The sequence below is a fragment of the Armatimonadia bacterium genome (assembly GCA_039679385.1).
GTDB lineage: Bacteria > Armatimonadota > Zipacnadia > Zipacnadales > JABUFB01 > JAJFTQ01.
The window spans coordinates 58118-84273 of sequence record JBDKVB010000068.1 but is presented as its reverse complement, the minus strand read 5'-3'; the positions used below and the strand labels follow the sequence as shown (position 1 = coordinate 84273).

At 65.4% G+C, this 26156-nt stretch carries 20 protein-coding genes; 11 read left to right on the top strand and 9 right to left on the bottom strand.

The window, feature by feature from the left end:
* Positions 1–8 precede the first annotated feature (8 nt).
* The 5 genes from ABFE16_07350 (at position 9) to aroA (ending at position 4871) form a co-directional block, all read left to right on the top strand.
* Complete coding sequence (locus ABFE16_07350) at positions 9–170, top strand: SEC-C metal-binding domain-containing protein (GenBank protein ID MEN6345109.1); 162 nt, start codon at positions 9–11, stop codon at positions 168–170.
* Between the two features lie 204 nt (positions 171–374).
* Positions 375–1481 (top strand): histidinol-phosphate transaminase, encoded by a 1107-nt coding sequence (gene hisC / locus ABFE16_07345; GenBank protein MEN6345108.1) that lies wholly within the window; start codon positions 375–377, stop codon positions 1479–1481.
* A 161-nt stretch (positions 1482–1642) separates the two neighbouring features.
* On the top strand, positions 1643–2665 hold the full coding sequence (gene aroF, locus ABFE16_07340) for a 3-deoxy-7-phosphoheptulonate synthase (GenBank protein ID MEN6345107.1): 1023 nt from the start codon (positions 1643–1645) through the stop codon (positions 2663–2665).
* A gap of 17 nt (positions 2666–2682) precedes the next feature.
* Complete coding sequence (locus tag ABFE16_07335) at positions 2683–3546, top strand: prephenate dehydrogenase (GenBank protein MEN6345106.1); 864 nt, start codon at positions 2683–2685, stop codon at positions 3544–3546.
* Complete coding sequence (gene aroA, locus ABFE16_07330) at positions 3543–4871, top strand: 3-phosphoshikimate 1-carboxyvinyltransferase (protein MEN6345105.1); 1329 nt, start codon at positions 3543–3545, stop codon at positions 4869–4871. Before ABFE16_07335 ends, aroA begins: the two co-directional genes overlap by 4 nt.
* Positions 4872–4920: 49 nt before the next feature.
* Here aroA and ABFE16_07325 read toward each other — a convergent pair whose 3' ends face one another.
* Positions 4921–5673, bottom strand: a complete 753-nt coding sequence (locus ABFE16_07325) for a sugar phosphate isomerase/epimerase (GenBank protein ID MEN6345104.1) — start codon at positions 5671–5673, stop codon at positions 4921–4923.
* Between the two features lie 224 nt (positions 5674–5897).
* On the opposite strand from ABFE16_07325, the gene aroF (ABFE16_07320) reads away from it, so the two are divergent.
* Positions 5898–6929 carry a 3-deoxy-7-phosphoheptulonate synthase gene (aroF, locus tag ABFE16_07320; GenBank protein ID MEN6345103.1) on the top strand — a complete coding sequence of 344 codons (1032 nt, stop codon included), beginning with the start codon at positions 5898–5900 and terminating at the stop codon, positions 6927–6929.
* An 11-nt stretch (positions 6930–6940) separates the two neighbouring features.
* Here aroF (ABFE16_07320) and ABFE16_07315 read toward each other — a convergent pair whose 3' ends face one another.
* The 5 genes from ABFE16_07315 to ABFE16_07295 form a co-directional block, all read right to left on the bottom strand.
* A complete protein-coding gene (locus tag ABFE16_07315) occupies positions 6941–7879 on the bottom strand; it encodes an ATP-binding protein (GenBank protein ID MEN6345102.1) in 939 nt (312 codons plus the stop codon).
* Positions 7876–8490: a PqqD family protein gene (locus tag ABFE16_07310; GenBank protein ID MEN6345101.1), complete on the bottom strand. Its 615-nt coding sequence runs from the start codon at positions 8488–8490 to the stop codon at positions 7876–7878. Before ABFE16_07310 ends, ABFE16_07315 begins: the two co-directional genes overlap by 4 nt.
* Before the next feature lie 64 nt (positions 8491–8554).
* On the bottom strand, positions 8555–8941 hold the full coding sequence (locus ABFE16_07305) for a hypothetical protein (protein ID MEN6345100.1): 387 nt from the start codon (positions 8939–8941) through the stop codon (positions 8555–8557).
* Positions 8892–10166: a phosphopentomutase gene (locus tag ABFE16_07300; GenBank protein MEN6345099.1), complete on the bottom strand. Its 1275-nt coding sequence runs from the start codon at positions 10164–10166 to the stop codon at positions 8892–8894. The genes ABFE16_07305 and ABFE16_07300 overlap by 50 nt, the downstream gene beginning before the upstream one ends.
* Positions 10167–10197: 31 nt before the next feature.
* Positions 10198–10830 (bottom strand): SPOR domain-containing protein, encoded by a 633-nt coding sequence (locus tag ABFE16_07295; GenBank protein ID MEN6345098.1) that lies wholly within the window; start codon positions 10828–10830, stop codon positions 10198–10200.
* Positions 10831–11198: 368 nt separating this feature from the next.
* Here ABFE16_07295 and ABFE16_07290 point away from each other — a divergent pair, with 368 nt between their 5' ends.
* On the top strand, positions 11199–11522 hold the full coding sequence (locus ABFE16_07290) for a hypothetical protein (protein MEN6345097.1): 324 nt from the start codon (positions 11199–11201) through the stop codon (positions 11520–11522).
* Between the two features lies 1 nt (position 11523).
* Here the strand turns inward: ABFE16_07290 and ABFE16_07285 are convergent, their stop codons facing one another.
* Both ABFE16_07285 and ABFE16_07280 read right to left on the bottom strand, forming a co-directional pair.
* Positions 11524–13164 carry a C25 family cysteine peptidase gene (locus ABFE16_07285; protein ID MEN6345096.1) on the bottom strand — a complete coding sequence of 547 codons (1641 nt, stop codon included), beginning with the start codon at positions 13162–13164 and terminating at the stop codon, positions 11524–11526.
* Positions 13165–13210: 46 nt separating this feature from the next.
* The gene (locus tag ABFE16_07280) at positions 13211–13738 is read right to left on the bottom strand and encodes a GNAT family N-acetyltransferase (GenBank protein MEN6345095.1); all 528 of its coding nucleotides are present in this window, start codon (positions 13736–13738) and stop codon (positions 13211–13213) included.
* A gap of 267 nt (positions 13739–14005) precedes the next feature.
* Here ABFE16_07280 and ABFE16_07275 point away from each other — a divergent pair, with 267 nt between their 5' ends.
* Complete coding sequence (locus ABFE16_07275; GenBank protein MEN6345094.1) at positions 14006–15955, top strand: hypothetical protein; 1950 nt, start codon at positions 14006–14008, stop codon at positions 15953–15955.
* Positions 15956–15961: 6 nt separating this feature from the next.
* Here ABFE16_07275 and ABFE16_07270 read toward each other — a convergent pair whose 3' ends face one another.
* Positions 15962–20992 (bottom strand): hypothetical protein, encoded by a 5031-nt coding sequence (locus ABFE16_07270; protein MEN6345093.1) that lies wholly within the window; start codon positions 20990–20992, stop codon positions 15962–15964.
* Between the two features lie 217 nt (positions 20993–21209).
* Between ABFE16_07270 and ABFE16_07265 the strand changes: the two genes are divergently transcribed.
* From ABFE16_07265 to ABFE16_07255, 3 genes are all read left to right on the top strand, one after another.
* Entirely contained in the window at positions 21210–23618 is a 2409-nt protein-coding gene (locus tag ABFE16_07265; protein MEN6345092.1) for a glycoside hydrolase domain-containing protein, read from the top strand.
* Positions 23619–23675: 57 nt separating this feature from the next.
* Entirely contained in the window at positions 23676–24998 is a 1323-nt protein-coding gene (locus tag ABFE16_07260) for an MFS transporter (protein MEN6345091.1), read from the top strand.
* A 119-nt stretch (positions 24999–25117) separates the two neighbouring features.
* Positions 25118–26155: a Gfo/Idh/MocA family oxidoreductase gene (locus ABFE16_07255; GenBank protein MEN6345090.1), complete on the top strand. Its 1038-nt coding sequence runs from the start codon at positions 25118–25120 to the stop codon at positions 26153–26155.
* The last annotated feature ends 1 nt before the right edge of the window (position 26156 follow it).

Genomic DNA, 26156 nt, shown 5'->3' with positions numbered 1-26156 from the left:
GAGACGACATGGGGTTTATCGACATTCTCAACAAGATCTTCCCGCCCAAAGAGGACGACGGCCACAAGGACGTTAGCCGCAACGATCCCTGCTACTGCGGCAGCGGCAAGAAGTACAAGGCCTGCCACATGGCAAGCGATCAGCGCAAGCGTGCCCAGGGACGCCGCTAGCTCTCGCCCCCCACCTGCCCTTCGCCAACCACTGTCTGCACTGTCCAGCCCGCCAGGCACCCTAGCCCGGCGGGTCATGGTCGTATGCGCCTTCGGCTTGGTCGTACGGAAAGGCCGCCCTCGTCGGGCACGCCATTTGTCACCGGCCCTCGTTTGTGCTACAAATAAGGGTGTACAGTATTGCTGCCTTGGAGTGTGAGTTCCTTGCCTGATATCTGGCCGCTGGTTCGCCCAAATGTCAAGACAATCGTCCCGTACTCCCCCGGGAAGTCCTCCCAGGAAGTCATGGAGGAGCTCGGCCTGACCGAGGTCACCAAGCTCGCCTCGAACGAGAACCCGCTCGGTCCCTCACCGAAGGCCGTCGAGGCCATGGCCGGCGCTCTCTCAGAGGTCAGTGTGTACCCCGACCCCGTGTGGACCGAGTTGCGCAACGCCCTTGGCGAGTTCTACCAGGTCGACCCGGCGGGAATCGTCATCGGCCGCGGCTCGGATGAGGTCATCCACATGATGGGCCTGTCCTTCCTGAACCCCGGCGAAGAGGTCATCTATTCGCTGCCGCCCTTCGCGCTCTATCCGATGACGGCGACCCTGATGGACTGCAAGCACGTGACCCTTCCCTCCAAGGGCATGGACCACGACCTTGACGCCATGGCCGCGGCCATCACGGACAAGACCAAGCTCATCATCCTCGCGAACCCGTGCAACCCGACCGGCACCATCCTCAAGCAGGACGCGGTCGATCGGTTCCTGGAGGCCGTGCCCGATCACTGCATCGTCGCCTTCGACGAGGCCTACGCCGAGTTCGTCGAGGAGCCGGAGTATGCCGACAGCCTCCGCTATGCGCGCGAGGGCAGGCTCACGGTGACTTTGCGCACCTTCTCCAAGGCCTACGGTCTGGCGGGTCTGCGCGTTGGCTACGGGATCGCCACCCCCGAGGTCGCCAAGGCCATCGGACTCACCTGCGAGCCCTTCAACGTCAGCACCCTCGCCCAGATCGCAGCGGTCGCAGCGCTGTCTGACCGCGAGCACGTTGAGCGCAGCGTGAAGGTCAACTCCGACGGCAAGCGTTACCTGTACTCGCAGTTCGAGCGCCTTGGTCTCAAGTACACGCCCACCGAGGCGAACTTCATCCTTGTCGACACGGGGATGGACTCCCGCGAGTGCTTCGACCAACTCATGCGGCGCGGCGTAACCGTGCGCACCGGCGACATCTTCGGCCCGAAGTTCGCGACGTCCGTTCGCGTCAGCATCGGCACTCAGCCGCAGAACGAGACCTTCATCAAGGCTCTCGAAGCGGTTCTCAAGCAGTAGCTCAGCAGCAGCTTCGGCTGTGCGGTCCCTGGGTCCTCTGACCTGGGCCACGCAGCCCTCAGACAACAGCGCGGCAAACCCGCGCTCTAATCAGCTATTCGCCGCGTGGGAGAGCGTGGCGCGGTCCCGGAGTGGGACCACGCTCATGGAGGCAATCATCGATGATCATCGTCATGGCGCCCGGAGCCACCGAAGATCAGATCATGGAGATCGTACGCCGCCTGGAGCAGCGCGGCTACGGCCATCACATCTCCCGCGGCGTAGAACGAACCCTCATCGGTGCCATAGGGGCCCCGGAGGGCGAGAAGGAAGCCGTTGCCGAGCAGTTAGTGGGCCTGCCGATGGTGGAGCGCGTCGTCCCCATCCTGCGGCCCTACAAGCTGGTCAGTCGTGAGCTTGCTCGCGAGCCTGTACCGGTGAGCATCGGCGGGGTTCCCTTCGGGGGCAAACACTTCGGGATCATAGCCGGCCCCTGCTCAATCGAGTCCCTTGAGCAGACCCTGGAAGCGGCGCGTGCGGTGAAGGCTGCCGGTGCGGGAGTCCTCCGCGGTGGCGCCTTCAAACCGCGTACTTCCCCCTACGATTTCCAGGGCCTCGGCGAGGTCGGTCTCGACTACCTCGTCGAAGCCGGCCGCGAGGTCGGACTGCCCATCGTCACCGAGGTCATGGACGTCCGCCAGGTCGAGCTTGTGGCCGCGAAGGCCGACGCCCTTCAGATCGGCACCCGCAACATGGCCAACTTCGACCTCCTCAAGGAGGTCGGACGCGGGACGACACCCGTCGTGCTCAAACGTGGTTTCGCCGCCACCGCGCAGGAATGGCTGCGTGCAGCCGAGTACATCGCCGCCAGCGGCAACCTCAACATCATCCTCTGCGAGCGGGGCATCCGCACCTTTGAGACGGAGACCCGTTACACTCTCGATCTCGGCGCCCTGGCCTGGGTGAAGCTCGAGACGCACCTGCCGGTCATCGCCGATCCCAGCCACGCCACGGGCAGTCACAAGCTCGTGCCGCAGATGGCCCTCGCGTCCCTGGCTGCCGGTGCCGACGGCCTGATGATCGAGGTCCATCCACATCCCGACCAGGCTCTCTCCGACGGTCCGCAGTCCCTCACACCCAAACGGTTCGCCCGCCTCATGGAGGACCTGCGTCGAGTGGCCGTGTCCGTCGGTCGCGAGATCTGACCCGGAGGGCGGCCAACATGGGCTTCGACCGTCTGACCGTGATCGGCGTGGGGCTGATCGGCGGCTCCTTCGCTTTGGCTGCACGAAGTCGTCACCTCGTGAAGCACGTCATCGGCGTGGCGCGATCTGAGGCGACGCGGCAGGTGGCCCTCGAGTGTGGGGTCGCCGACGAGGTCACCGCCGACGCCGCTGCCGCTGCAGCCTCTGCCGACCTCATCTACCTGGCCTGCCCCGTCGGCGCTATGGGGTCGGTCATGGAAGCTATTGCTCCGGTCGTCCAACCGGGCGCCCTGGTGACGGACGCCGGCAGCACCAAGGCGCATGTCGTTGACCTTGCGGCGCAGCACCTCGAGGGTCGCTGCGCCTTTGTGGCCGGTCATCCCATGGCCGGCTCCGATCAGGCAGGTCCAGCGGCAGCGCGCGACGACCTCTTCGAGGACAAGCCCTATATCCTCACCCCTACACCGACGACCCACTACCAGGACCTCGCACGCCTACGCGACTTCATACAGGCTCTTGGTGCACATGTTGTGCTCGCCGATGCCGAGCAGCACGACCGCCTGGTAGCAGCGACGAGCCACTTGCCCCATCTCGTCGCAGCGGCCCTGTGCACAGCCCTTGCTGATCTCGCCTCGCGCACCGGCGACGTGCTGCCCTTCACCGGCACCGGCCTGCGCGACGCTACTCGGATTGCCAAGGGTCCCTCCGAGGTCTGGCGTGATATCCTCCTGGATAACCGCGACAACGTGAAGGCCGCGCTCCAGCTCTTCTCGGCGGAGGTCAACCGCTATCTCGTGGCCATGGAGGCGGAAGACGGAGCAGCCTTGGAGAGCCTCCTGAGGGAGGCCCAGACCTTCCGCAAGGGGTTGGATGAAGCATGACGATGCTAAGGGTGCGCCCCAGCCACGGACTATGCGGCGAAATCGCAGTGCCGGGAGACAAGTCGATCTCCCATCGGGCCGCGCTTCTCGGCGCGATCGCAGAGGGCGACACGCCCATCAGCGGCTACCTCGTCGCGGAGGATACGCTCAACACCGCTCGGGCACTCGTGAGCATGGGGGTCGCTGTCGAGGGGCTCGGTGAAGCCGACATGGTGGTCCACGGTGTCGGCCTACGTGGTCTGCAGCAGCCGCCCGGGGCGCTCGACCTGGGGAACTCCGGCACCGGCATGCGGCTCCTGATGGGCATCCTTGCCGGCCAGCCCTTCTCGGCTACGCTGATTGGCGATGCCTCCCTGAGCCGTCGACCCATGGACCGCCTTGCACAGCCGCTGGGCGAAATGGGCGTGTGCGTTTCCGGACAGGGCGAGCGCTGCACGCCACCGGTCACGGTCCACGGGGGCACTCCGCGGCCCATTACCTACCACTCACCCGTCGCCAGCGCGCAGGTGAAGTCAGCCGTCCTACTGGCCGGGCTCTACGCCGACGGCACCACGAGCGTCGTCGAGCCCGCGCTCTCGCGAGACCACACAGAGCGGATGTTGCGGGCCTTCGGCGCCGACTGCACGCCGAAGTCGCACCCGCCCTCAGGCTCAGCGGGCAGTGTATCCTGGGTGACCGGCGGCAGCACGCTTCACGGCCGGCAGGTAGCGGTTCCGGCCGACTTCTCCTCGGCAGCCTTTGCCCTGGCCGCCGGACTGCTCTGCCCGGAGAGCAGCCTCACGCTGCGAGGCGTTCTTCTGAATCCGACGCGGACCGGCTTGCTCGAGGCACTCCTCCAGATGGGCGCCGCGGTGACGGTCACGAATCAGAGGGATCACGCGGGAGAAACCGTCGGGGACCTGCACGTGCAACCAGGGCAACTCCAGGCAACCACCGTCGGCGGCGCGCAGATCCCGTGCCTTATCGACGAGGTGCCGATTCTGGCCGTCCTCGCTACTCAGGCCCAGGGCGCGACCGAGATCCGTGATGCCGCCGAGTTGCGCGTCAAGGAGAGCGACCGTCTGGCGCTGATGGCCGACGGCCTGCGAGCCATGGGAGCGCAGGTCCGCGAGCTCACCGACGGTCTGGTCATCACCGGCCCAACGCCGCTGCACGGGGCGACTCTCGACGCCGCCCAGGACCACCGGATCGCCATGAGCTTCGCCGTTGCCGGACTGGTCGCCGAGGGCGAAACGCTCATCACCGGGGCCGAGGCCGTCGACACCTCCTTCCCCGGTTTCGTCAGGGCCCTTCGCTCTCTGGGGGCTGACGTGGAAACAGCGTAGGAGCGCCCCGGAAGGCGCCCCTACGTAGCACATCTCTCTCGTCAGGCCTCTACTTGCCCCACTCGCGAAGGGTCTTGAGGCAGCGCTCGACGCACTCCATTGGTGGGTACGCGTAGCTCTCCTGCTCGACCACGTACCACTGGGTCCCGCCTGCCCTCTCGCAGACCTCGAAGACCTCGTCCCAGCGAACGTCGCCTTCGCCGATGAGCGCCTTGTCGTTGGTGGCGGAGTACTCCTTCAGGTGGACGCTGAGCGCCCGCCCCGGGTAGCGCTCCAGGAAGGGCACAATGTCGGCGCCGCCGTGCAGCGCATTGCCCGAGTCGAGCTGCATGACGACGTCCTTGACGGTGTTGCCGAAGAACACATCCCAGGGGAGCTCCCCGTCCATTGGCGTGAACTCGATGTGGTGGTTGTGATAGCCGGTCCACATGCCCTCGGGGCGCAGCTTGGCCGAGATGTCGTTGAAGATGCCGGCGGTGTTCTTCCACGCCGCCGCGCTGTTGCGGTACTGCTCACCGAGTCCGGGGACAATCAGGAACTGGTTGCCAATGGCCCGGTGGAAGTCGATGCTGTCCTTGAGCTGGTCACCAAGGAGCGTATCGAGACCCACGTGGGCGCCCGCGACCTTGAGCCCGTTGTCCGCTACCATCTTTTTGAGGTCGGCTGCCGACCAGCCATAGTAGCCGGCGAATTCGACGCCGTCGTAGCCCATCTGGGCGACGGCCTTCAGCACGCCGGGCAGATCGGCCTCGGCGTCTTTGCGAATGGAGTACAACTGCAGGGCAATCGGTATCTTCCCCATGGATACTTCCTCTTTCAGCGAAGTGGCGCCGGTCCGCCCGGCGCGCGGTGATGTGCTATAATTCGACCGCGAAGCCCGGCTACCTCCCTGCGGGCCGAATCGCGCGCAGAAGCCACGCTCAAGGCCGGCTTCTCACTCGCAACTTCCTTTCCTGTCTTCCTGCCTACGCCCGGGAGGGTCCCGACCCTCCCCGATGTCTGCAACTGAAAGCGACGTGACCGACTATGATGATCGCCATGCGAGCGGAAGCAACGCTCGACGAAGTGAAGGCTGTCGCCCAGCGCATCCGAGACGCAGGTCTCACACCTGTGGAGCTCCCCGGCGGAGAACGCACCGCCATCGGAATCCGCAGCGCGATCCCGGTGGAGATCCGCGATGCACTGGCCGCTGCGCTGGAGACGATGCCCGCCGTCGACCACGTTACGCACATCAGTCGACCGTACAAACTCGCCTCTCGCGAGTTCTATCCCAAGGACACCGTCTTCACGGTCGGCCCCGTCACTTTTGGGGGCAGCGAGGTCGTCGTCATGGCCGGCCCCTGCGCCATCGAGAGCGAGGCACAGCTTCGGAAAGCAGCCGAGTGTGTGAAGCAGGCCGGGGCCAAGGTCCTGCGTGGCGGAGCCTTCAAGCCTCGCACCAGTCCCTACTCCTTCCAGGGGCTCGGGGCCGAGGGTCTCCAGATGCTGCGGAGGGTCGCCGATGACCTCGGGCTCATCACCGTTACCGAAGTCGTCGACCCTAGTGAGGTGGACCTCGTCGTCGAGTACACCGACATCCTGCAGATTGGCGCGCGGAACATGCAGAACTTCCCGCTGCTGATCGCGGCCGGGGAGACCCGCTGCCCAATCTTGCTCAAGCGCGGCCCGAGTGCCGCCATCGACGAGTGGCTTCTCGCCGCCGAGTACTGCCTGAGCCGGGGGTCAACCCAAGTGCTCCTGTGCGAGCGCGGTACGCATCCCATCGACCGCACCTACACGCGACATACGCTCGACGTCTCGGCCATTCCCGTCACGAAGGAGATCTCGCACCTGCCGGTGATCGTCGATCCCAGCCACGCGACAGGCGTTGCGCGGTACGTTCCGGCCATGGCCAGGGCAGCCGTCGCTGCAGGCGCTGATGGCCTGCTGATCGAGGTCCATCCAGACCCGGTCTGTGCGCTCTGCGACGGCCCACAGTCTCTCGACTGCCCGTCCTTCGCGAAGCTCATGAACGACCTGCGGCCGATCGCGCAGGCAGTTGGGCGCAGCATCGAGTAGGGGTGTTGGCGCTAGGACCGAGGCGTTTCGCGAGGGTCTGACCTGGCCTGCTCTTCCTTCAGACGGCACAGCGGGCACTTCGGCATCCAGGTAAGCTCGCCGCATACGGGGCAGGGATGCTCCTCACCGTCGTCGCCGCCACGGGGCTCCATGACCTTCCGCAGCACCTGCCAGTACTGCAGCTTGCTCATCGGAGCCTCCTTCTCAAGCAGGTTGAAGACTTCCTTGAAGCGGTGCGTCTCCGGGACAAACAGGGGGCACGGTTCCTCCATCAGAGGGATCCCGAGCAGTTGCGCATAGATCTTGGTCGCGGCATCGGGGATCTGGATCAGCGGTTTCGCCTTCGCCGGATACCCCAGCGTCGGCTTGTGTACGGGCGGCGGGCAGGTCGGGTGGCCGGAGATCACGTTCTTGAGCATGTACTGGAGCTGGTCGTCGAGGGTGTGGCCGGTACACAGGACCTCCGCCCGCAGGCTTCGCGCAATCCTCGGCAGAAGCGCACGCCGCACAGCCCCACACACCGCGCAGATCGGCCAGTCGCGCACCGTGGTCACCGTGACGCCGAACTCCCGTACCGAGTTGACCTGCAGCGACACACAGGCCTTCCGGGCCTGCTCCCGCACGACCTCGACGCAACCGGCGGAGTACTCGCCCATCCCCATGTCCAGGTGCAGTGCCGTCAGCGTGAAGTTCAGGCGCCGGCGCAGGTAGCCCAGGGCGTCCAGCAGCGTCCCGCTGTCGGCGCCACCAGACACGGCCAGCACCACATGGCCGCCGTGCGGGACCATGCGGAATCGCCGGATCGTCGCCTCGATGCGGTGCCGAAGGAACCCGGGGTAACAACGGGGGCACAAGGCCTTGCCGAACTCGCTGACGGCAATGAGGTCTTCGGTGGTGCCGCAGCGGACGCAGGAGCCGCTATGTAGGCTCAGGTGAACCGCTTCTGTCACGCCTGCTCCTCATCGTCCTTGGGCTGAGCCTCGTCCCCCGCAGGCTCGTCCTCGTCGTGGGCCTTCCCCGCGGCCGACTGCGCTTCCTTGCGCTTCTGCTCCGCGGCCTCCTGTGCCGCCTTGAGGTCAGAGGCGCTCTCCCCCACGTCCTCCAAGCCGACGAGCTCTTTGCCCTCCTGGCCCAACTCGCGCGCGATCTCCCTGGGCACCAGGAACCCGACCATCCCGCGCTGTCCGAGGCGCTTGAGGTACTCGATGAGCGAGACCTCGACCTCCTTGCGGGCGACGTTATACTCCTTGGCCATCAGGTCAATGAGGTCGGAGACGGACTTCTCGCCGTCACAGTGCTCCCACACAAAGGTTCCCACGGCATCCAGCGACAGCGGCCGTGCCTCGGGGATGAAGAACATCCAGGCCAGGAACCGCCCCTGAGTGTCCTTCCGGCGTGGAATCGTGACGACAGCCTCATCGTCCTCATTGAGGCTCCACTCCAGGCCCGGGTTACGAACCGGTCGCGCTGCCATGGATTGCTCGCGGGTCAGCGTTGGCTGTCCGCCCTTGCGTCGATGGAAGAGCCCCATCAGGCTGGCATACAGATCAGGTAACGGCAAGCTTGTCTCACTCCTCAGCAGTCCGGCCGGCACCCCGCTCAACGCACGCCGGCCTCAACCAGGCTCAGTCCTCTTCATCCGGTGCCTGGTCTATCTTGCGCCCGCCCGGTCCGGTGATCCGCCGGGCCAGGTTCAGAGCCACTACCATCCACGCGAGGACCCACACCGCGCCGCCGGCGGCCCAGCCCCATTCAGCACCGTGAAGCCGTCGCATCGAGAAGGGCGAGACGCCCTGGGAGGTGTAGTCGAAGACGCCGCCACCGAGCTCATGACGAACCAGCAGCAGCCCTCCGATGCAGGCCACCACCGACACCCACACCATCGCGACCATCCGCTTGAGCCGCTGGTGCGGGATGTGACGCTCGTGCCCGGAAACCCAGAGCATCAGGCTAAGCAGGGCGCTAACCAGCAATATCCCGACGGCGCAACCAATCCACTCGTTGACGGGCAACTCGTTCGTCTCCTGTCTGGTCACAGTCGGCCACGTCGCACCAGAAGCTCACTCCTCGGTGCGGACGCTGCACGCCCAGGGCGTGACAGATCGTGGCCCCAACATCGGCGAAGCTGTCGCGGATCCCCAGGTCCACTCCGGCGCGAAGGTGGGGCCCACACACCAGAAGCGGCACGTACTCCCGCGAGTGATCCGTGCTCGGCGTCGTCGGATCGCAGCCGTGATCCGCCGTGATCATCAGCACGTCGCCCCGGTGCAATCCTCGAAGGAGCCCTGGAAGTGCCGCATCGAACTCCTCCAGCCCCTTCGCGAAGCCGGCCACATCGTTCCGGTGCCCGTAAAGCATGTCGAAGTCAATGAGGTTCGCGAACACCAGGCCGCTTCCGCCAAGCTCGACCTGGTCAGCCAGGGCCGACAAGGTATCCGTGTTGTTACTCGTGTGCACCGTCACCGTCACGCCGCGACCGGCAAACAGCCGGTCCACCTTCCCCACCGTCGTCACCGGTCTGTTTGCGGCCATCAGGAGGTCCAGGACCGTGGTGTCCGGCGCAGCCATGTTGTAGTCACGACGGCCGGCGGTGCGATGCAGCTTGCCCTCCGAACCGGCGTAGGGACGTGCGATGACCCGCAGCACGCGCCCGGTCGCCATGAACAGCTCCGTCGCCACTTCGCACGCCCGGTACAACTCGGAGGTCGGCGCGACCTCCTCGTGCGCCGCCACCTGGAACACGCTGTCCGCCGAGGTGTAGACGATCCACTTCCCGGTCCTGCGGTGCTCGGCGTCGAGTTCCTTGATGATCTCTGTGCCGGAGGCCGGTCGGTTCCCGAGCACTCCCCGCCCTGTCCGGGCCTCGAACAGGTCCATCATGTCCTGCGGGAAGCCCTCCGGATACACCGGATAGGGCCTGGGTGACACGACACCCATCAGTTCCCAGTGTCCGACCGTGGAGTCCTTCCCCGCGGACCCTTCCGCCAGTCTGCCGTAGGATGCCCGGGGAGCCGCTGTCGGCGGCACGCCCGCGAGCGGCAGCAGATTGCCCAGCCCGAGGTCGCCCAGATTCGGCAACTGCGGCCCGCAGGTCACACACACATGCGCCAAAGTGTTGCTCCCGGCATCGCCGTAGGCGTCGGCGTCCGGTAGCTCGCCCGCCCCCACTCCGTCCAGCACGATCAGGATGACTCGCTCGATGCAGGGCAACATGCGGTTGGTGAGCCCAGTACTCACACTCCTGGCGCGGTGCTTGGCAGAGATCGGACTACCGGGCGCGGGTGACCTGCGCGGGAATGCCCACGGAGGTCAGCTCATCGCGCAGTCCCTCAGCGTTCGAGCGTCCCCGCATGACCGCGACGTTCACCCGGTAGAACTCCCGTCCCCCGCGGGTGATCCTCTCGATCTCCGGCGTATGTCCTCGCGCCGCCAGTGTTGCCACGATCTTGCTTGCGTTCGCCTCGTCGGGATAGGCACCTGCCGTCACGAGGAACCGGCCCTCCGTGTCCTCCGAGGAGACACCGGTGTCGCTGCCGGCAGCCCCCTCCGCAGCCCGTTGGTTCGCCTGGGCACCGTCCTGGGGCTCGCCCAGGGCCCGCTGCTCCTCGCGGTCACGCTTCTCGGCCGCGGTTGGCTCGCGATCTTCCAGGGCGACTTCGGCCTTCTCGGGGGCCTTCGCCTCAGCATCCGCCCGGACCGCCGCCTCCGACTGCGAATTGCTCTGGGCCACGATCCTCGGCGCGCCCGGCGTCATCTCAACGTCAGCCAGTCGTTTTCCCAGCCAGTCGCGGCCAAACTTGAAGCTCACCAGGCCGGCGACCACGCAGACGAATAACACTACGCCCCAGAACGCCAGCGATTGCCGCAACGGGCCTGATTGTCTGCGTCTGCGCCTTTCCATACGTCATGTCCTCCAGGTGAGCCCCGCGCCCTTGTGGCGGCCGTCCGAACCGCGCACCAGCAACCCCGGACCGTCCTGACGGGGCGTCGTCCCCGACCTCCTCATCCCACAGCCCGAGCTGTCAGGGCCTCCACCACCTGCAACTTGGCCGATTGTAACATGTTACCGAAGTCACCCGCAAGGCGGCGGACCTTGCCGGGCAAGTCTCCCCCGCCAGCATCCTACTGACCCACGGGGCAGAAGGTATCTTTCGGCAATCCTGAGCTACGCTTGACTCAATGATACGTTTTGTCTATATTTTACATCGCGTCTGTCGTAGTGACCAATGCACCCTCTCGAGCGCGTGTCGGAGATTGGAGCCGCCAGCCATGGCTATGCCACAAGAGCCTCCCATCGATTCCGTCACACAAGCGATCTACGTAAAGAAACAACTGATGAACTGGGGATCGGGTCTGGTGGCCCTCTGCGGCGTTGCCAGCATCGCCTTCATCGGCCTGGGCGTCTACGCGATGTACATTCACGCCGCGGACAAGCGCTACGAGCTTGCGCTCTCCGCTTATGTCGTGGGCTTCTCTCTTGGGCTTTTCGCCATGCTCTGGCGATGCATGCACGTGGCCACGGCAACGGCCATCGACCTGCTGGTCCGGATCGTGGAAGACTGCGACGTGCGCAGGCAGTCGCTCGGGCACTAGCCTAGTTGGCGACGCCTCGCCGCAGGATGCAGGCTCCGGCAGCGCACTGCTTGCCGTCGCTGATTGCTGCCTTTACGATCAGCCACTGACTGGTCTCGCTGCCGGCAGCGGGCAGCACCACGTGGAATCGCCCGTCCTCAGCGGTCGCCTCGACGCGCTGGAAGGCCTTGTCCTGCGCCTGCTGGTACCGCCGGTTCATCTCGCTGCGCAGGTCACGCGAAGCCTCATCAACGACAGGGAGCTCCCGCGGGAACTCCGCTCGTCCGCACTCCAGCGACACCAGGACCTGTCCCTGCCGAATCGGGCTCTCTCCCCTTACCTCGATCTGCCCATCGCCCAGGTACACTGCCGACACCCTCAGCGGCACCGGTCGTCGTAGCCGCAGCGCCGGGTCGCCCAGAAGATTGTACTGGAGCACCGTGTCGCGACGGATGCCCGGGAGGCTCTGTGGGCCGTAGACCATCGCCGACAGCATGTCGAGCTGCTGCCGGAACCCACTCTGGACGTCACCTTCCACCGCTTGCTTGGCCTCGTCGATCGCCTCTCCCAGAGTCTGCTGTTCCTCTCCCAGAAGCGTCCCGACCAGGTGCTTCCCGAACAGCGCAATGCCGTAGGGCTGGGAGATCCGCGAGGCTCCAAGATACGCCACGGGACCCCTTGCGAGCTTGAACATCCTCTCCGCCAGGCACTCACCCCGATCATCGTCGATCCTGCCCGTCGAGCACGCCAGCACGACCGCCAGGGGCAGGCCCTCTGAACACGAGATCCGGTCGATGTCCGCAGCGCCCAGAACAGGGTAGCGCGTCCCCCGCCAGGTGAACTCATCGAAGCTGTCCCACTGGCCATGCCCCACATAGACCATGGCCAGCGCCCCCGTCTTCATCATCCTCAGCGAGTTGGCGGAGAAGTCCGGCGGGAAGGGGCAGTACACCGACCCCGCGAGGGACTGCGCGACTTCCAGGTCGTAGAGCGGAGCGATGTCCTCCGTGACGATGCGCGCGAACACACTCTCCGCGAGCGCATCGACAATCGGGCTGTACCCGAGTACACCGGTCACAAAGCCGATCCTGCGCTGCCAGGACCCGCCCGGCTCCTGCGTCTCGTAGGCGATGGTCTTGTCCATAGCTGTCGCCAGCTCTGCCGGGGTGTCAACCGCAAAGCGCCCCACATGCAGTTGCGGGGCGTCGGTCCCGAGTGTCGCATAGGGGAAGTCGGAGGCCACGTCGGGGTCGCTGAGTATCTGCCGACTGTAGTAGCCCGAGGGAGCGACCACCATCGGCACCATCGCACCCGGCTTGCCTCGTGCGTCGCCGACCAGTAGCAGGTATCGCACCCCGCAGCGCTCGTGAGCTTCCTTCACGAAGCCGGCAAGCCTCGTCGCAGCACCGGCAGCCAACGGGTTACCTCCGCAGGCTTCCGAGGCCTTCACGGCAGCCGTCGCGTAGCCCTGCCCACTCCGGTACTCCAGCAAGGCCGCACAGCCGTCGTACAGGTCGTCCGCGGCGACAACCAGATAGTCCACTTTGTCCGGGAGCGCCGCCCTGCCCGGCGCACATATCACAAGCGCACCCAGGAGGCCGATCACCATCCGCGGGATCTTCAGCGTTCCTCCCGGAGTCCGCCTCCTGAGGGACTGCGTCATTCGATTCCCCTCCTCGGGCGACACCGGCTGCGCCCGGAGACACCGCCTACCTCGCTTGCAGTTTCTCGCCCACTTCCTGCCAGGCCGCCTGCTCCTCTTCGTTCCGCGGCGTCGGCTCGAAGCCCAGGGACATGTACAGGCGAATGGCGGGGAGGCGGTACGGCTGCGTCGTCAGAACAGCCCGGCTCAGGCCATGCTCGCGCATGGAGTGCAGAACGGTCACCACCACTGCTCTTCCGAGACCCTTGCCCCGATGGTCTCCAACGGTCGCTACATAGTGGACGCGTCCCGTGACCCTCTCCTCAGGTGTATCGCGCCACTTGAAGGCCATCGCAACCGGCTGACCCTCGTACAAGATAAAGAACGCGCCTGCGGGGTCGAACTGCTCCCGGGTGATGAACTCTTGCAGGACGTACTCTTCCGTCCAGTTCTGATCGCCAAAGGCCTCGTTGATTGCCCGCGACCAGACAGCCGGAAGATTCTCTATCTCGCAGGCTGTAACAAGCTTGTATCCTTCGGGTATAATGACGGGCGGCAGGTCGCACAGATTCGGACGCGTCATCAGGATGTTCACTGGCTGTCCTCCAGCTTGTGAGCGAGTTCGGCTTCGAGTTGGATGCGTGACTGCACGCCAGGCGGCAGAGCGCCCTGACGCCGGAGCGCTGCTATCTTCGCAATCCAAGCGTCGACTCCTCCCTTCCAAGGAGGAAGCGGGCCCTGTGACGGCCAACCTACACTGGGCACATCGCATCTGTGTGCGCGAGAGCGGTGTTACCTGTCTGAGTGCGTGGCAGCTCTTGAGCCGATCCGTCTCACCCCCAGATGAAGGAGGTGATGGGCCTTGATCAGACCGGGTCTCGTGGCGAGCCTTCTCGTCCTGCTCGCCGCCGGCTGCTGGGCGCAGGACAGGCTGCTCTTGCCCAACGAGACAAGCATCGAACTGGTCCGCGACACCCGAGGCGGCTTCCTGGGCCTCGGCGCAGTCAGTATCGGCGGCGTGCCCGTGTGCCTTGCACGGCCACCGATGTTGCCCACGATCGAGACAGAGACCGGCTTCACGGCGACACGGGTCGTGCTGGACAGCGTCGATCAGGGCGCCCGTTGTGCCGTTGTCTGTCATCTTGAGGGCCAGGGCGGACAGACCAGCGGTGACCTCCGGCTGGTGATCCGGCCCGAGGAGCTTGCCCTTGGCGGCAAGTGGTATGTGGGCTTCGCCTACCAGTACATCCTCCGCAGCGACCGTGAGGTCGTCACGCGTCTCATCGACCGCACGCATTGGGAGTTGGGCGGCCGGTCAGACCGGCTGTACCTGGTTCCACCCCACCAGCAGACGAGTGCAGAGCCGCTGAGCCTGCGACGTTCCCCGGAATTCCTCCGCACGCCCTGCTTCTACTTCCAGGGCGGCAAGGCCGGGAGCCTGGTCGTCGCCTATGACTTCGATGAGGCGGCGCCGCTGATCTTCACCTCACTGAGCAAACGTGCGGGCAATGCGCCCCTGCAGCTCACGGATGAGGTGAACGTAGTCCCCGGCACCACAGTGCGCACGCCCTGGCGCTACGTGCTTCTGTGCAAGCAGGACAACCTGGCCGGGCTGCAGTTCGAGGATGAGTACACGCGCTGCTACGAGTTCTTCGTCCGCAAGGTCCGCGATCATTTTGGTATCCCTGCAGAGTCGACCCGACGTCTCTGCGTCCGACCGGCCGATGGTTTCCTATCGCAGTGCGCCGCAACCAACTATGACAACGTGATTGCCATGCTCGATGAGGTTGCCGAGCTTGGCTTCGAGCGCTTGTGGCAGGGCTGCGTGTGGGACAATGCCGGGGCACAGCGCAAGTCCGCCAGGCCCGACCTGGCCCTGCTGGGCTTCGACTTCTCGCCCTATGGTGGCGGCGAGCAGGCGATACGCAAGCTCTGCGACGCCGCCGATGCCCGTGACCTCAAGCTCTGTCTGTGGGTGCCGACCGGGCAGCTATCCACGGCCTCGCCCTACTGGGACACAAACCCGGAGTGGTTTGCCCGTCGCACCGACGGCAGCTACTACACCTGCGGCGCCGGCAGTCTCGCCTGGCTGGACCTCAACACCGACTACTACCTGCGGTCTCAGGAAGCCTTCCAGCGGCTGCACGACTTGGGCGTTGCCAGTGTCTGGCTGGACTCCTTCGCGCCGGTGGCCTCGGTCGTGAACTGCGCAGCACCCAGTCAGCCGGGCTTCAACCTCATCCCGGCCTTCCGCCGCGTCAAGGAACTCCTCGACACCGTGGGCTTCGAGAGTGTCTACGTGGAGGGCGAATCACCCGTCGCCATCGACAGTCCGACGGAAGGGCAACTGGCCGAGGGAGGCTACACCTGCTACAAGACCGCAGGCTTCTACTACCACCTGCGGCCCACAGAGACCAACTGGTACTACCGCCTGCTGGCAAACGGCTCGACGCCCATCGTGGCCCTGCACGACGCGGAGCCCGAGTACGTCGGAACGGCCCTCGCCGATCACCCCGAGCAGCTCACTCGCGTTGCCTACGCGAATCAGGCCTTCCGCCGCGTGCGAGCCGACATGGTGCAGCGCACGCTGCTGCGCTCGGAGCAGGACCCGTGGACCTGCACCGGCGTATGCTGGACCTCCGCCGATGGACTGCGCAAGGTCTACTGGCCCTTCTCCGACTACTCCGTGCAACTGGCGGAGGGCGAACGAGCCTATGATGTCATCACCGGCGAGGAAGTCCCCACAGAGGCCAGTGGTGCCTTCATGCATGGCGAGCGGGTGTACGTCATAGAGCGCGGCGCGGCCGAGTGATCGCGACTACTGGAGGCGCACCAGCAGGATCTGATCCAGCGCGCAACCGCCTGTTAGGTTCGTCATAGACAGTTGATGCCGGCCCCGTGTCAGCCTGACCGGGGCCGGTTTGCCGTCTGCGCCTTCAACCCGCAGGTACCGCCAGTTGCTCTGGTCCGTCGAGTACCCTCCAGTGTGGGGCAGGGCGATCCGCGCGAAGATTGGGTCGGGGTGCTTCCCGTCGATCTTCAGCTCCCGCACCGTGTTCTGGCTCCCCGAGCTGTACCTCAGGGCCACGGCGTACGTGCCCTCCTGTGGCACCTGCACCTCCCAGGTCAAGGCGTGGCCCAACACGGCCTCCCACTTTGTGATGATCTTCCCCACACCGCCCACGCGCTGGGTGATCTCGACCTGGCCGCCGGTCTGGCCGCTGAAGCTCTCCGCCTCAACGATCACGACGTCCTCCGGCGCAAGGTCGAGCACCCACTTGGGCGGAACCCGAATCGGCAGCGTCGCCGTCGCAGACAGCCCGCGCTCATCCCGCACTTCCAGCTTCGCCAGGTGGTCACCCTCCGTCGGGGTTGTCAGCGAGAGGGTCATCCCTTCGCCGACCTTCTCCCCGTCCACCGACCACAGCGCTCTCAGAGGACGCGCAGCGGTGCTGGCAGTGGCATCGAGTTGCATCTTGTTCCCGCCACCCGGCACGAGTCCTTGCACTGCGGGACGCGCCACCGGCTCCTCCGGACTGAACCAGAACTGCGACCACAGTGCGACCAGCGGCGCGTAGGGCGCCGTCAGTGAGAGCGCCTTGCCGTCCGTAAGGCGGCTGTCCAGGGCCAGCAGGTTCCGCGCATGCTCCAGCGGCGCGACGTACAAATCCCCAGCCGGCTTCGCGGAGGCGTCGAGCGGACCTGTGCCTTCACCCGCGCGGGACACAAAGTAGGTCGCCGCAAGGGGGCGTCGCGGCAGTGATAGCGGTCCGTCCGCCTTCAGCACCACCGGTGTCAGGTACGTGTCAAGGCCCCAGGTGCCGCTGCCTGCAAGCTCCAGGGTGTACACTCCGGCCGGCAGAGCCGTCGGCAGCTTCACCGTCGTCGCCGGGCTGGCTGCGTCGGCCTCAGCCTCAGCCACCGGCACACCCTCAGGCCCCAGAACTCGGGCCTTGCAGTGTCCGTCCCTACCCCACGGACGCAGGAGAAGCTCGAATCCCTTCCCGTCGCGGTTGCTGATGAGCGCAGTCACCTTCGCCGGCGCTGCGGGAATCTCCACGGCCGTCTCCGTGAGTCGCAGTTGCCACAGTTGATGCAGGAAATGCGGGCTCACGCGAATCTGTTGGCTGAAGCTCTTCCCCATCCCGCCCATCGACAGCAGCCCCTGAAGCGTGCCGCCGAGAGCGACCTCGCCCAACTGCGGATCGTCCGACAGACCGTAACCGTACAGGATGCCCTCTGTGATCAGCGTCGACAGCCCTGCCGAGGGGCTGGTCTGTGGACACGAGGTGTACCGCATGGCGTTCTGCTCCGGCACCCACGTCTCCTTGATGATGTTGCGAGACCCTCTGACGATCATGTCGCCGGTCGCCCGGTCGCCCGTGATCTTGTGGTAGTCCTTGAGGCCGGTCAGCAGGACCCCGACCATGAAGGCGGCCTCGCCACGGTGCCGCGGCGTGCAGTAGCAGTGGCCGGGCATCATCTGGCGCGCCCAGCCACCCTCGGGCATCTCGCGCTCCTTCACACGCTGGGTCACGATGTGGGCGGCGTTCAGGTAGTACGGGTCGCCCGTGGCCCGGTACATCGCCAGCGTCAGGATCAGGTGCCAGCCCGAGGTGCGTCCGTTGTCGTAGTCATACACGCGCGTGTAGTACGAATCGTAATGATCAGCGACCATCTGCGCCGTCTCGAGCCCGCGCAGGTCGCCCGTCAGGAAGTAGTCATCGAGGTAGCCTTCCACCCAGGTGTGGCTCACACTGAACCCGCCCGAGGGCGTCGCCAAGCCTCCGATCGAGTGGTCGTAGTACCCGCCTGTGTGGCCGATGCAGTGGGCGTACACGCACCCGACGCGTCCGGGGTCCGAGTGCGATCGCACCACATCCACATCCATGTTGTGGCGGCAGGCTTCCTCGCCCACGTAGAAGAAGTCCGGATCGCCGCTCCGGATGAACTGCAGGTAGAACCCGTGCTGGGTGTCGTACTCGATGTTGCCCCAGTTTCGCCCGCGCTCGCCCCACCAGTCGCCGAAGTTGAGCATGCCGTACTCGCGGCCGTCCCGCCGATTCTTGAGGTACCCCTCCAGAGCTTTGGCGACCTGGTCCTCGTACATCCGGTACACGCCACCCAGCTCGGGGCTGGAGGGTAGCACATCGGTGAAGGCCTTCGAGTCGCAGTACCACTCCTTCGGCGCAACTGCCAGAGGCGGCCGCTGAAAGACCGTTGCGACGGCTACCGCCTGATCGCGACTCTCGCCGGCGCCGCGCAGGTAGTACAGCAGCTCATCCCTCTTCCCCACTCCCTGCCGCAGCCGGTACACGTCATCCTTGAGGTAGTAGAAGAGCTTGTCCTCCAGCTCTCCCTCCTTCGAGATTCGGTACGTTTCCGGCGCAAAGCGAGGCATCACACCCACGGTGATCGTCGGCCGTCCGTCGCCGTCGGTGCCCGCAGTCAGACGCTTCGGATAGAGCTGCCAGAAGTCCCGCAGGGCGACCGTGACTCCCCCGTCAGACCCTGACAGGTCGAGCCAACCCTCAGCCTTCTCACCCCTGGTGACCGCGCGTCCCTGCTGGGTCACCGCGAAGGCGTTGTCGAAGGGCTGATCCAGGAGGACGGGGCCTGCGGAGACCGCCAGTGCGCCGTCCATCCCACCGGCCGCCACCTGCGCACCAGTTCCGACCGCAGCCGGGCTCACCAGGTCCCAGGACTGTAGCTGCGTCCACTCGCTGGCTGTGTTCGTATTCGTCCAGGTGTGCAGCACCCGCAGGAAGGGTTGGTTCAGGTACACATGTAAGTCGTAGGACCCGTTCAGCGTCGCCTTGTCCTCGGCAAACTCAGCGTTGCTACTCACCCGCACCACGACATGCAGGGCATTGCGGCTGAGCACCTGTATGGACGGATTCGCCGAGACCGTGGCCGTCTTGTCGGCCATGGTCACCTGGCCCCTGCCGCCGTCGAGCACCAGCTCTTCTGGCGTGAAGCGCCCGTCACGGTTCTTGTCCAGCCAGACGCGACCCGGGAACCCGGCGCCGTCCTTGCGCAGCTCAACCTGCAGCAGTCCCGCGTCGATCATGAGTGCCGCCTCGGTATCCCGCAGGGCGACCGCCCGCGCCGGTGCACTCCGCCGCACGGAGGTCCCGTACTCCAAGGAGAAGTCAGCCCCTCCCTGCGCCGGCAGGTCCGTCTGGAAGTCGAGCAGCACCCACTTCACCGAGCCGTCAGGCCACCACGCTCGGGCCTCCGCAGCCAGCGGCACTTCGCGTCCGCTCCCGTCAACCAGCCGCAAGAACTCCGCGCCGGTAAGCTGGCCCTGAGCGAAGGGGATGCCCTGAGTCACCGGCCACGCCTTCACAGCCACTGGGTGCTCGTTCCGCACTGTGAGCGGAACCCGCCCTCGAGCCGGAGCCTTGGCCAGAAGCTCAGTCGTCGGCGTCTGAGGCTCCAGCACACCCTTCGCCACCACTTCTCCACCTTCCGGGGTCGTCGCACTCACCCGGTAGAAGACCCGAGCCCTTGGCTCTGCTAGTGGCCGGAGCCAGAACCGGTGGTTGCTCACGGGCTGCGTCTCCTCGAGAACCTGCCCGTACTGCTCCGTCATCCCATACTCGACTTTCGCCTGTGCTGGCCAGGTGGTCACAAAGGTGATCCGTCCCTGCCAGGTCGGTGCGCCTGCCACTCCGGACAGCCCGACAGCACTGGTCAGCATCCCTGCGACCGACTCGCCCTTGAGGTACCGGATCTCCCGCGGGAGCTTGCGTATCTCCGGCATGGTCCCCAGTAGCCACAGGTCCTCCATGCGCGGTGAGCCTTCAGCACTGGCCAACTCGACGCACACCGTGTCACCCTTCGCGAGTTGGAGCGGCTGGGCCAGCACGAAGAGGGCCTGCCGGTTGTTGTCCGCCGAGGCCACGGCGACGCCCTGACGCTTCCCGTTGACCGAGAGCGTGTAGACTTGACGCCCGCCGCAGTCGTAAGCGATGAAGGCTGGGTAGTAGCGGCCTTCAGCGGGCACCGTTGCCTCCACCGTATAGGGGCCGCCCTCCATGACTCGAGCACTGGGCATGTGGTACTCGTTCATGTCGTCGAACTTGAAGCCGTGCATGCGACACTGGTCGATCGGGAGCCGGACGTTCCGCCGGTCCTCCGGCAGCGCCCGCATGAGGTCCAGGCCCCAAGTCACCGCGAAGTTCTCGTTGGCCATCGCGTCCTGCACCCTCTTCACCTTCTGCCGATCAGATTGGCGCTGCGCGGTGAATTGGAAAGTATCGACGCTGTCCACCCTCAGGTACGGCCGCAGCGTCTCGACCAGCACCCAGGCCGAGCCGAGGGTCTTGCCCTCGCTTTGCATCAGGTCGAGGTCGGCGCACAGATACAGGTGGTTGCCGACGACTGCTGCCTGTGCGGTGCGAGGCGTCTCCTTACCGTCGGCCGCAAAGCATCGCACCGAAGCGCTGCCGCCACGCCACCCAAGCATGTAGTCAATCCCCCGGGCGTCCTTGCGGCCGGTCTTCTCGTCGTTGTCGGCCTGGAGGTACACGATCAGGCCCAGGTTCGAGGTCAGCACAGGCTGGGCGAAGTCTATGCGCCAAAGCCAGCGGTTCCCCGCCACGTTGCCCAGAGCCACCGCCGTGACATCCAGACCGGGAGCGTAGTTGTCGACGCCCACTCGGTCGCCCTGTTCCTTCGTCTTGTCCGTGGCGATCACGTCAAGGGTCTCGGCGAAGTTGGGGTCCGTGCCCAGAACCTCCTCGGTCTGGGCATCAAGACCGTCACCATCGGCATCCTGGGCGCAAGCGGGGAACAGCGGCAGCATAACCAGAACCAGAGCGGAGAGCACAAAGCAGTGACGCATGGGGACGGGCCACCTCCGTGGTCGGGTGAACTGTGTCTGCCCCTTCTCGCGCAGTCCAGGCAACACCTGCATGGAGGAGGCAGGAGGCCGCAGGACGAACCACAAACTATCCTTCGGGTGACCGCGGTCGCCTTCTCGTACATCGCTGAGGCGTCGGCCGCGGAGCCACCCACTCGCTTTTGTGTCTTTCATTCCCTGGACTAAGGATGGAGATGACATGCTACGACGTATGACCTGGACCGTACTGCTTCTCGGACTGTGCCTGCCGCTGTCAGCGCAGCCGGCAACGCCACAGGCGGGATCGGTGCTGCTCTTTGACTTCGAGCGTCCCGAGGACCTCAAGACCTGGCAAGTCAGGACCGAGACCGCGCTGGCGCTCAACACCGCCTGGGCATCCCACGGTCAGGCCAGTGCGGCCGTGACCTTCATGAAGTACGCTCCGGGCAAGGAGGAGTGGCCCGCCATCGTTGCCACACGTCAGACCGGCTGGCTCCCCACCGAGAGTGCTGCCACCTTTGACTTCCTCACCAAGTATGGCACCTTCCGCTTCGATGCCTACAACCCTCAGGCTGTCCCGGCCTCTGTGAACCTCCAGCTGCGGGACACCGCGGGCCATCGCTTCAGCGCGACCTTCGCCCTGGCACCTCACGTGCTCACCGCCTGTGCGACGCCCCTGCAGACCATCGGCCAGTCGATCGAGCTGAAGAAGCTCAGTGAGATTCACTTCTATCTCACCAGACCGGCTCAAACCTCCACTGTCTATCTGGACAACGTCAGCCTGAGCCCCGACCTCGAGACGCCTGCGAAGGCCCTCCTGAAGCGCGCAGAGACCAACGCCACCCAGGTGACCGCGCTCCTGGCGGACGGTGCCGATCGTCTCCCTGTAGACTTGCGACGCCAGGCACGCCACTCCGCCACGCTCAAGCACCAACTGCAGGAACTCGTCAGCCGCCTGAGCACCGCCCCACCGACCACCGAGGAGGAACTCCTCTCCACCCGCGGACGTCTGCAGCGCCTGGAGACTGAGCTGGACCAGTCCGACGCCCTCCTCTGGCGTCTGAAGGCGGCCGTCGCCATGAAGGGTAAGGACGTCGACTTCCTCCTGGCCGCCGAGACCTCCATGCGCAAGGTCTTCCTGGAGTCCCGCCGCCTGGAGTCTCCCTACACCGACCACTTCGAGTTGGCCGCAGCGCGCAATGAGGCCGAGAGCTTCCAGACGATCCTTGTGCCAGTGAAGGACGACCTGACCTCCGTTACCTGGTCGATGTCCCCTCTGCGCAGCGACAAGGGCAAGCAGATCGCGGCGACGGTTCGCCTCGTAGGCTACGTCAACTGCAAGCAGCCCAGCTACAAGGTCACAAGTCTTGGCTGGTGGCCGGATCCGCTGCTGGACTTCATGGACAAGGTCGACGTCGTGCCGGTCGGCGAGGTCCTCCCGCTGTGGGTCACCGTCAAGGTCCCTGAGGACGCCGCTGCCGGAACCTACGAGGGCAAGCTCACCGTCAAGGCTCAGGGCGTCCGCTCCCAGACCATGACGGTCAAGCTTAGAGTCTACGACTTCGCAATCCCCAAGACTTCGAGCCTGCGGACCGCTCTGTCCTTCCGCGATCTCGGCCCCACCTACAAGAGCACCAACGTCGACGTCAAGGCCATCACCCGCAAGTACGAGGACTGGATGCTGCGCGAGTACCGTCTGAACCCGGGCAGCATCTACGCCCAGGCTCCGCCGGACTGGGACGTCGCACGACTGCGCGAGCTCATGGCGATGGGCCTGAACACCATCAACCTGTGCTACATCTGGGCGCCGGTTGGTTCGGCCTTCAACGCGGTGGACTTCTGGAAGAAGTTCGAGGAGCAGACCAAGGCGGTCGAGGCCTACCTGCCCACCATCGACGCCGCCGGGGCCCGCAAGCTCTGCTACATCTACTGCTTCGACGAGCGTCCCGCCGACCAACTGGGAGTTCTCTACGAGGCGGCCGAAAAGCTCCGCAAGAAGTTCCCGGACATCCCGGTCATGACGACCGCTTACGATCAGACCTTCGGCCTGGACCGTGCCAACGGCGACGCTGTCCAGATCTGGGTTCCTCTCACACCCAAGTTCGACAACAACGCCGCGCGAACCGCGGAGGCCCAGAGCAAGGGCCGCGATATCTGGTGGTACATCTGCATCGGCCCGCAGCATCCCTGGGCAAACTGGTTCGTTGAGTACCCCGCGATTGAGGGACGATTGCTCATGGGTGCCATGACCGCCAAGTACCGACCGGGCGGATTCCTCTACTATGCAGTGAACCGTTGGCTGGTCAATGATCGTCCTATCACGAGTGGCCCGCGCACAGACTGGAATCCCGCGAGCTACCTCATCAACAACGGCGACGGTAGTATCATGTGCGCAGGGCCCACCGGGCCCCTGGCGACAGTCCGCCTCGAGAACATCCGCGATGGGCTCGAGGACTACGAGTACTACCTGCTGCTTCGCAAGCTACTTAAGGAGAAGGGGAAACCTGCTTCCATCGGTGAGGTCCCGGCAGAGGTGGTCACGAACCTGACCACCTTCACGGAGGACCCGGCGGTACTGACGGCCGAGCGCTCCCGTGTTGCCGCACAGATCGAGGCGCTGAGACGCTAGGCCCGAGTGCCCGCCTTCCCGGCGGGCACTCAAGCAGGTTGTCACCCGAGCAAGACCATGGCTGAGCAAGACCAACCAACCGAGGAACCCAAAGGCGTCCGCTTAGTTCTGCGGGCGCTGGCTTACCGCAACTACCGCCTCTACTTCTTCGGCCAGGGCATCTCCCTGGTGGGCACCTGGATACAGCGGATCGCAATGAGCTGGCTGGTGTATGACCTGACGCACTCAGCCCTGTGGCTGGGCATCATCGGCTTCGTCAGCCAGCTCCCCACTCTGCTGCTGGGACCGGTCAGCGGCGTCTTCGTCGACCGATGGGACCTGCGGCGCCTGCTCGTGATAACTCAGGCAGTGTCGATGGTGCAGGCTCTGATCCTCGCGATCCTGGTCCTCCTGCACTGGATCCAGGTCTGGGAGGTGATGGCCCTCGGGATGCTCCTCGGCGCGGTGAACGCCTTTGACATGCCCGCGCGACAGTCGCTCGTCGTCCACATGGTCGAGCGCAAGGAAGACCTCGGAAACGCCATCGCTCTCAACTCCGCGATGTTCAACAGCGCACGCCTGATCGGTCCCTCCGTAGCGGGCATTCTGGTGGCAGTGGTCGGCGAGGGCATGTGCTTCCTGATTAACGGGCTCAGCTACATCGCCGTGATCTGGGCTCTCCTGGCCATGAGCATCAACCTTCGCCAGCCACGGGCCGCAGCCGGCCGGATCCGCCACCAGTTCCGCGAGGGCGCAGCCTACGTGTTCGGCTTCGCACCGATCCGCTGGATCCTCATCCTCCTCGCGCTCATCAGTCTGGTCGGTATGCCCTACCAGGTGCTGATGCCGGTCATCGCCAAGGACATTCTCAAAGGCGACGCAAAAACCCTCGGGTTCCTCATGGCCGCAGCGGGTGCCGGCGCCCTGCTCGGAGCCCTCTGCATGGCCGCACGCCGCAGCGTGCGTGGTCTGTGGCGCTGGATAACTGTCGCCCCGGCGCTCTTCGGTGTCGGTCTCATCTGCTTTGGCCAGTCCCAGACCCTGTGGCTCTCAATGGCCATGCTCGTCGCCACCGGCTTCTTCATGATCACTCACATGTCCTCATGCAACACCATGCTCCAGACCATCGCCGATGACGACAAGCGCGGTCGCGTCATGAGCTTCTACATGATGGCCTTCGCAGGTACCGCGCCCTTCGGTAGTCTCCTTGCCGGCGGTGTGGCCCAGCGCCTCGGAGCGCCACTCACCATCACCCTGTGCGGTGTGGCCTCCATTCTTGGCGCGATGTTCTTTGCCACGCAGGTCCGTTCGGTTCGTCGCGCGGTGCAGCCCATCTACGAGCGTCTCGGGATCGTTACGCCGCCACCCATACCCGACGTCGACTCGACCGGCTCACAATAGCGCTTCGACTCCGCACTCAGCGATCGGTAGTCTCCTCCTTCGCGAGCCCGCCAGACTTTGACGAAGGTATCTGTCGGCATGGCGAGAAACCTTCGCCATTCTTCCGGGAGGGAACTGCCATGACACAGACCCGTCAAGCCAAGCTGGCCTTCATCGGCGCCGGCGGATTCGCCACCGCCTCGCTGTACCCGAACCTGCACCAGGTCCCCGAGATCGACCTCGTCGCCATCTGCGACCTCGACCGTGCCAAGGCCGAGCGCAATGCCCGCAACTTCGGGGCTCGTGCCGTCTACACGGAAATCGACGCGATGCTGGACAAGGAGGAACTCGACGGGGTCTTCGTCATCGGCCCCGGACCGCTTCAGTACCAGTTGGCGCCGCGCGTCCTCGAGCGCAGCATCCCCGTCTACGTGGAGAAGCCCTCGGCCAACACCTCCGTCGAAGCAAGAGAACTCGCCGAGCTCGCCGAGGCCAAGGGTACCTGGGGCCAGGTCGGCTTCATGAAGCGCTTCGCCGACGTCTACCGCATGGCCAAGGACATCCTCGGCCGGCCGGAGTTCGGCCCGATCCACAAGGTTAGCTGCAAGTTCGCCCAGGGGCCCTATCCCCAGATCTGGGGCATCGACTCCGCCAAGCGTTCCATGCTCATCGGCCAGCTCTGCCACATCTTCGACCTCATCCGCTTCTTCGGTGGCGACGTTGCCTCCCTGCAGGCCATCTACCATGAGGCCACGCCGACCCAGTTCGCCTACCTCGTGAACCTCCAGTATGCCTCGGGCGCCGTCGGCCAGCTCGACGTCAACGGCCTTGAGCACAAGCTCGGCTTCCGCGACATCAGAGAGGTTCTCCATGTCACTGGCCTCGAGACCTACGTCGAGTGCCGCGATATGCTCTACCTAACCTGGCAGGAGCGCGAAGACTTCACGCAGGTCGCCCCCAGGGCCGGGCGCTACGTTCGAGAGTTCCAGCCCACCTGGACCGGCGTGAACAACAGCCGCGCCACCTTCGGCTATCTGGGCGAGATCCAGCACTTCGCTCAGCGGTGTCTCGGCCTGGTGGAGGGCGGACCGGACCTGTGGGACAGCGTCAAGTCTCTGCAGATCGGCGAGGCCATCTACGACAGCGCCCACGGCGCAGGCACGGTGACGCTCGCCTAGC